Annotated in this window: 6 protein-coding genes; all 6 read right to left on the reverse strand. The window is 68.7% G+C overall.

Annotated elements, in window-relative coordinates; genetic code table 11:
* Positions 1 to 276: 276 nt before the first annotated feature.
* Positions 277 to 939, reverse strand: coding sequence for a hypothetical protein (locus VM889_04060; protein HVL47712.1), 663 nt, complete (start codon positions 937 to 939; stop codon positions 277 to 279).
* A 2-nt stretch (positions 940 to 941) separates the two neighbouring features.
* A complete protein-coding gene (locus VM889_04065; GenBank protein ID HVL47713.1) occupies positions 942 to 2,351 on the reverse strand; it encodes a right-handed parallel beta-helix repeat-containing protein in 1,410 nt (469 codons plus the stop codon).
* A gap of 119 nt (positions 2,352 to 2,470) precedes the next feature.
* A complete protein-coding gene (locus tag VM889_04070; GenBank protein ID HVL47714.1) occupies positions 2,471 to 2,917 on the reverse strand; it encodes a hypothetical protein in 447 nt (148 codons plus the stop codon).
* A 51-nt stretch (positions 2,918 to 2,968) separates the two neighbouring features.
* The gene (locus VM889_04075) at positions 2,969 to 3,685 is read right to left on the reverse strand and encodes a winged helix-turn-helix domain-containing protein (GenBank protein ID HVL47715.1); all 717 of its coding nucleotides are present in this window, start codon (positions 3,683 to 3,685) and stop codon (positions 2,969 to 2,971) included.
* 55 nt (positions 3,686 to 3,740) lie between these two features.
* On the reverse strand, positions 3,741 to 4,028 hold the full coding sequence (locus VM889_04080) for a UPF0058 family protein (protein HVL47716.1): 288 nt from the start codon (positions 4,026 to 4,028) through the stop codon (positions 3,741 to 3,743).
* A gap of 230 nt (positions 4,029 to 4,258) precedes the next feature.
* Entirely contained in the window at positions 4,259 to 5,848 is a 1,590-nt protein-coding gene (gene dnaG, locus VM889_04085; GenBank protein ID HVL47717.1) for a DNA primase DnaG, read from the reverse strand.
* Positions 5,849 to 5,933: the final 85 nt, after the last annotated feature.

Consider the following 5,933-nt stretch of genomic DNA (forward strand, 5'->3'; position numbering starts at 1 on the left):
GCGAAGCCATGGCCTCAGGGTGGCATCCCGGCGTGAAGCCCCTCAGCGCGGGGGGTGGGCGAAAGTGGGCGTGCCGCGCGCGCGCCCCTGCGCCTCGGACGGCTTCTCGCCTGCCCCCGGCCATGGGGCGAGGGTCCGGGCGGACCCCGACGCGCCCGGGGGCTCGCGATCGCCGTCGACGGCGGCGTCGCCCATCGTCGGCCGACGGTCACGACCGTGGAACGTCGGACTCCACGCACCGTCGGGCCCCCCGGTCGCGCGTCTTCGGCGTCGCGATCAAGAGGGCGAAGGGGGGGTCGGCACAGGCACGGGGACGATGAAGATCCATCCCTGGGCGTTCGGTCCGTAAGCGACCCTCTCGCCGTCCGCGTCGATCCCGCCGAGAATGACGACGTAGGCGGTCTCGTCCGGGATTCCACGCTTGAAGTGGAGAAGGCAGGGGTCCTTTGTTCCGAGACGCCACCCCTTCCCTCCCGATTCGTAGCAGAGCACGACGATATCGTGAGGGTCGAAATCGCGCAGGGGGGATCCGCCCGGTTCGAAGCACGAGCCGTCGTGATCCACGTCCAGGCACGCGAGGTAGACGGCCCGGGTCGGCGACCTCCCTTCGAAGGCGTCGATGCGGTGGGTGATCCCGCCCGCATCCCCGTGGCGCGTCACGTACGGGAAGCACGCGCCTCCGATGCCCGTTTCCGGATCGGAATCCCAGAAGGGCTTCATTTCGTGGATGAACGCAGGGGTGTCCGCGCAAAGGTCGCGCATGCGCAGCGGGACGGTCACAGGCTCGTTTTCGCCGTCGTCGGCGAACAAACCCGGAGCCACGCCCACGTACGTATGGCCGTGGGGATGCGGGGGGACGGGGCCGGACGCGATCGCGTACGGGGTGGAGGAGCCCAGGATCCAGACCAGGACGAGGCCCGCGAGGATGAGCTTGCGCATGCTCAGACCTCCGCCATGAAGGGCCGGGTGGCGAACGGTTCGAAGGCTACCGGGCCTTGCACGCGCGCGCATCCGTCGCTTCCCGGCCCGTCGGCGCAACCCCACCAGTTGTGGCGGGCGTCGACCGGCGGCCCGTCATACCATTGCGGATCGTCCCCTCCCTCGTGAGCGGGCGTGAGGTCGTGCCCGCCCTCGACCTCTTCGGGGGCAGTCCTGCTCAGCGTGCGCACGGCGTACCCGGAGGAAGCTGTGAAGTCGTTACCACGCACGGTGGCGTCGGTGGAATCGATGGCCACGATGGCATCCCCGCGGGTGGCACGGAAGACATTGCCTTCAAGGACGAGGCTGTGCGCCGCGACCATCGTGAGCTGCGTGGGGTTCGTCATCTGGCCGGTCCATGCGTTCCCGCGCAGGGTGACCCTGTCGCTCTCCAGGATCGTGGCGGCTTGTCCGAACACGTTGCTTTCGACCAGAGCATCGTGGGCACGCGCGAAGAGAACCCGCTCGAAGGCGTTTCCGACCGTCACCGGACGCGGGGTCGTGATGATGAACGCGCTCGCGGCCTCGGAATTGCTGAGAACGAGCGATCGCGCGCCGAGCACGAGGATCGCATAGCCGGAGTCGTCCTCCACGCTCAGGTCATCGATTGCGACATCGCCCGCGCCGAAGATGACAAGGCCGGACATCTGCGCGGGGAGGACATAGCAGGGTTGATCGCACGACGAGACCGAGAAATCCCCGGCGCATGCGTGCACGACGAGTCGCGCGCAGTTCGTGTTGTGTTCCAGACTCACGTTTTCGACGCGCACGTTTCCAACGTTCTCGAACTTGACGGCCGCGGGCAGATAGCCGGCGTCGACGTCGAGGCGCGGTCGCGGGGCGGCCTCCCCCAGCCCGAGGGGATCCTCTGCGATGGAGTCCGCGGAGCGGTGGATGTACGTGCGAAGCATGACGGCCGTGTCCCGCACCACGTTGTGCTTGAAGACAATGTGCGCGTCGACGTTCTTGATTTCGGCGCCGTAGTTCACGCCGCCCTGCACGATCCAGCCGCAGATCAGGAACGGATCCTCCGCCGTGCCGCTCCCGGCCACGATGCCGCTCGTCGGGAGGGCGAGGGAATCCGCGCCGTCGATGCGGATGGGCCCGCGCGGGAGCAGCGGGCGGTCGCAGGGATCCTCGGCGAGCGAGGGGGGCGCCACCGCCCCTGCTGTGCCCGGGAACATGGACGAGAGCACGATCAGGATCACGACGCTCGCCAGTCCATGCGCTCGAGAGGATGGGGTGATGATGATGATGATGATGATGATGCCTCCTTCCCGCCGCAGATCGATCTGCGGCGCTCTTTGCGCATCGGCCCCCTTCATCATATCTTTCTGATCGGCGTCGTCGGAAACGACGTCGCTGAAAAGCATCGGCCCGTCAGGTTCGGCGGCCCGTCGTCGATCGCGGGTCGGGCCCCTTGCGGCACCGGAGCATGGGCCCGTTTGCCGCGAAGGGGTCGAACCCGGCTGTCGTTCCGTTGATCTGAACTTCAGCTCTCCGCGAACCCGACGTAGAGCGCCCCCGCGCCGAGGGCGAGGTGGACGAGGTTCTCGCCCACCTCGAGGTGGAGACCGACCAGGCTCCCGACGCCGAAAACGTCCGCGGAGAGGAATCCAGCGACGGCAAGGCCCAGATAGACCACGCCGAAGACGCGGGCGGCCACCTTCTGGGTCGCCCCGGATTCCACGAGGAACCCGAGGATGGCGGCGACGGCCGCCAGGGCCAGGTGGACGACATTGTGGGTCGTGTCGAATGTCAGAAACCCTCCGAGCAGGGACGCGGGCCCCAGCACGAAGCCGAGGAGGGCGACGAGGCCGAGGGCGGGCGCGGTGAGTTTCCAGTACAGCCCCGCAAGGGCGGGGCGGATCACGGTTTGGGCCTTGGGGACGGGGGTGGCGTAGGTTGACATGGTTTCAGCGGGCGCGCAGGCGCCCACGCGGCCCGATGGGCGGCCAGATCGATAAACGTTTCTATCAACTGAAACGTTTCAGTCGTTTTGTTCGCGGACCCGGAACGTGGCCCGTTGGCCCGAGACCGCGACGTGGGTCCGCTCGCTGACCCCCTTGACCCCGCGGACAGTGGCGATCCCTTCGATCAGGCCCGCAAGAACCTCCGCCGCCGCCCCCGCCGGAACCGCCGCATCGAGGTCCACCGCGATCTCGAGGCGGTCAAGGTCGATGCGTCCGGTGCGGGCGACACCTTCGCGTTCCCAGAGGGCGGCCACGGCGGTGAGCAGGTCCCGCGGACCCGCAATGGGCAGGAGGGGTCCCAGGTGCTCCGCGAGGCGCCGCCCCTGGGCGCGACGGATCGCGGCGGCCGTCGCCCGGCCCGCGGCAAGGATTTCGACGAGCCCCTTGAACGGGACTGCGAAGGCAAGAGGAGAGGTTGCGACGTAGTTCCTGACGGCGCCCCGCAGCTCCTCGATCGGAACCGTCGAGCGCCCGATGCGGCGGCCTTTGGCCCGGTAGACCTTGCGTCTTGCGTCCGTTGGATGGGGGCGCTCCTCGATGAGACCCTGAGCGAGCAATTCGCGGACGTGCAGGTTGGATAGCGTGGGCTTCGACTTGCCGGTCATCCGGACGAGGTCGGGAAGCTCCCGATCGGATTCGGCCAAAGCTTCCAGGATCCGTCGGCGGGTCTCGTTCGTGACCGCCACGGTTCCCCGTTCGCCCTGGTAGATGTCGAATTCCGTGCCGACGGCCACGGACTCGAAGGGGTCGGCTTCGGCAAAAAACGTTTGCGTCGGCTGAAACGGTGTCTCACGGCCGCATCATCGGCTTCTCGAGCTTGTGCACGAGGTGGCCCATGCGGGCGCCCACGCGCGCGGGGTTCGAGAGGTCGTCCGTGGACACCATGCCGGCGAGCTCCTTGCCGAGGAGGAAGATGGCGCGCTTGTGGTCCGTCTTCGAGCGGTGCACGTGGAGCGGCGTGACGCCGAGCGACTCGTACTGATCGAAGGCGCCGGAGATCCCGCGGCCCTGCGCCTGGAAGTGGTTCTTCAGCTGGCACAGAAGCGTGTGCATCTGGATGAGCTCGTCCTTGTGCATGCCTATCCCATCCTACCCGTTGGTATCATCGTGCGCGTTCAAAATAAGGTTTGCTTCGATTTGCCGCTCGCACGCGAAGGAGTGGAAACAAAGGTACGGCCGCACGCGAAGGATGGTTTCGCGTGGAGAATCTCCTCGGGAGGGGTTCGGAAAAGGAGGAAGACCGCGCGTCGCCGAGGGCAACGCGCGGGGTGGCGCGGACCGCGCGCGGTCCGCGCCGGATCGTGGCGCTAAGCGAGGTCGGCCTTGGTCAGGACCTCAACATCGCTCGGCTTCTTCGTGATGTTGCCGGTCTTGACGCCCACGAGCGTCGCGATCTTCTTGTCGGCCGCGATGTCGAGGAGGCGCTGCGTGATGACGCCGTCGAAGACGACCGCCTTCACCTTGTCGCCGTCCTTCTTCAGCGTGTCCGCGAGGTCGCGCACGGCGACGACGTCGCCCACGCGCTCGCCGGCCTCGTCGAGGAGGATGGCCTGGAGCTTGCCGCCGAGCTCCTCGAGGAGCGAGACGTACTTCTCCTCGCGGGCGCCCTTCGCGCGGCGCGGGGGCGCCATCTCGACCGGCTCCATCTCGGGCTCGGGCGAGGGGATGCGCTCCTCGCGGGGCGCCTCGCGGGCCGGGGGCTCGCGGCGCTCCTCGCGGGGCTCGCGGCGCTCGTCGCGGCGGTCGCCGCCCCGGCGGTCGTCGCGGCGGTCGCCACGGCGGTCGTCCCGCCGGTCCCCGCGGCGGTCGTCCCGGCGGTCGTCGCGGCGGCGGTCGTCGCGGCGCTCCTCGCGGGGCTGCTGCTGGGGCTGCTGCGGGCGGGCGGCGCCGGCTCCGGCGACCTCCCACGGGCGGTCCTCGTCGCTCGGGCGCACCGGCTGGCCGGAGGCCGTCGACTGCACGTAGTCGTCATCGTCGGGCTCGCGCCCGCCGCGCGCGTCGCGCGGGCCGCGGCCGCGCACGTTGTCGCGCGTCTCGCGCTGGTGCTGGCGGCCGCCCTCGAGGCTGTACATCTCCGTGAACTGCTCCGCGGGAATCTTGTTGCGGAGGCACTTCATGATCTGCTTCTGGGAGAGCTCCTCGACCTCGCGCGCGCGGGGCGCGCGGGCGATGAAGTCGACCTCGGCCGTCTGGAGGAGCTCCTTCAGGATGAGCTCGCCGCCGCGGTCGCCGTCGACGAACGCGATCGCGGTCTTCTCCTTCGTGAGGTTGATGATCGTCTGCGGAACGGACGTGCCCTCGACGGCGATCGCGTTCGTGATGCCGTTCTTGAGGAGGTTGATGACGTCGTTGCGACCCTCGACGACGAGGATCGAGTCCGACTTCGAGACCGTGGGGCCCGCGGGGAGGCGCTCGGCGCCGAAGCTCACGATCTCCTCGGTGCGGATCGTGTCGCGCACCATGTCGGTGATGTCCTCGGAGGCGCCCGAGGTGGAGGCCTGGAGGGCCTGGAGGAGCTGCTTCGCGCGGTCGATGACCTGCTTGCGCTTCGAGATGCGCACGTCCTCGACGCCGAGGACCTTGATCTCGGCCTTGCAGGGGCCGACGCGGTCGATCGACTCGAGCGCGGCCGCGAGGATCGCGGTCTCGACCTTGTCGAGCGACGAGGGGAGGATGATCTCGCCCGTGGACTTGCCCTTCTTGGAGTCCACGTTGACCTCGATGCGGCCGATGCGGCCGGACTTCTGGAGGTCGCGGAGGTCGAGCTCGTCGCCGAGGAGGCCCTCGGTCTGGCCGAAGATGGCGCCGACGACGTCGGGCTTCTCGACGACGCCGTCCGCCGAAAGCTCGGCGCGAATCAGGTATTTGGTCGTGCTGGGATCGATCGCGATGGTCATGCGGATGACTCCTGGCTCGGATCGGAGTCGCCGGGCACGTACAGCAGGGCCGTTTCAGGGCAGCGCCGGCCGCGCGGCGGATCGC

It is taken from the genome of Candidatus Thermoplasmatota archaeon, from assembly GCA_035540375.1.
Lineage (GTDB): Archaea > Thermoplasmatota > SW-10-69-26 > JACQPN01 > JAJPHT01 > DATLGO01.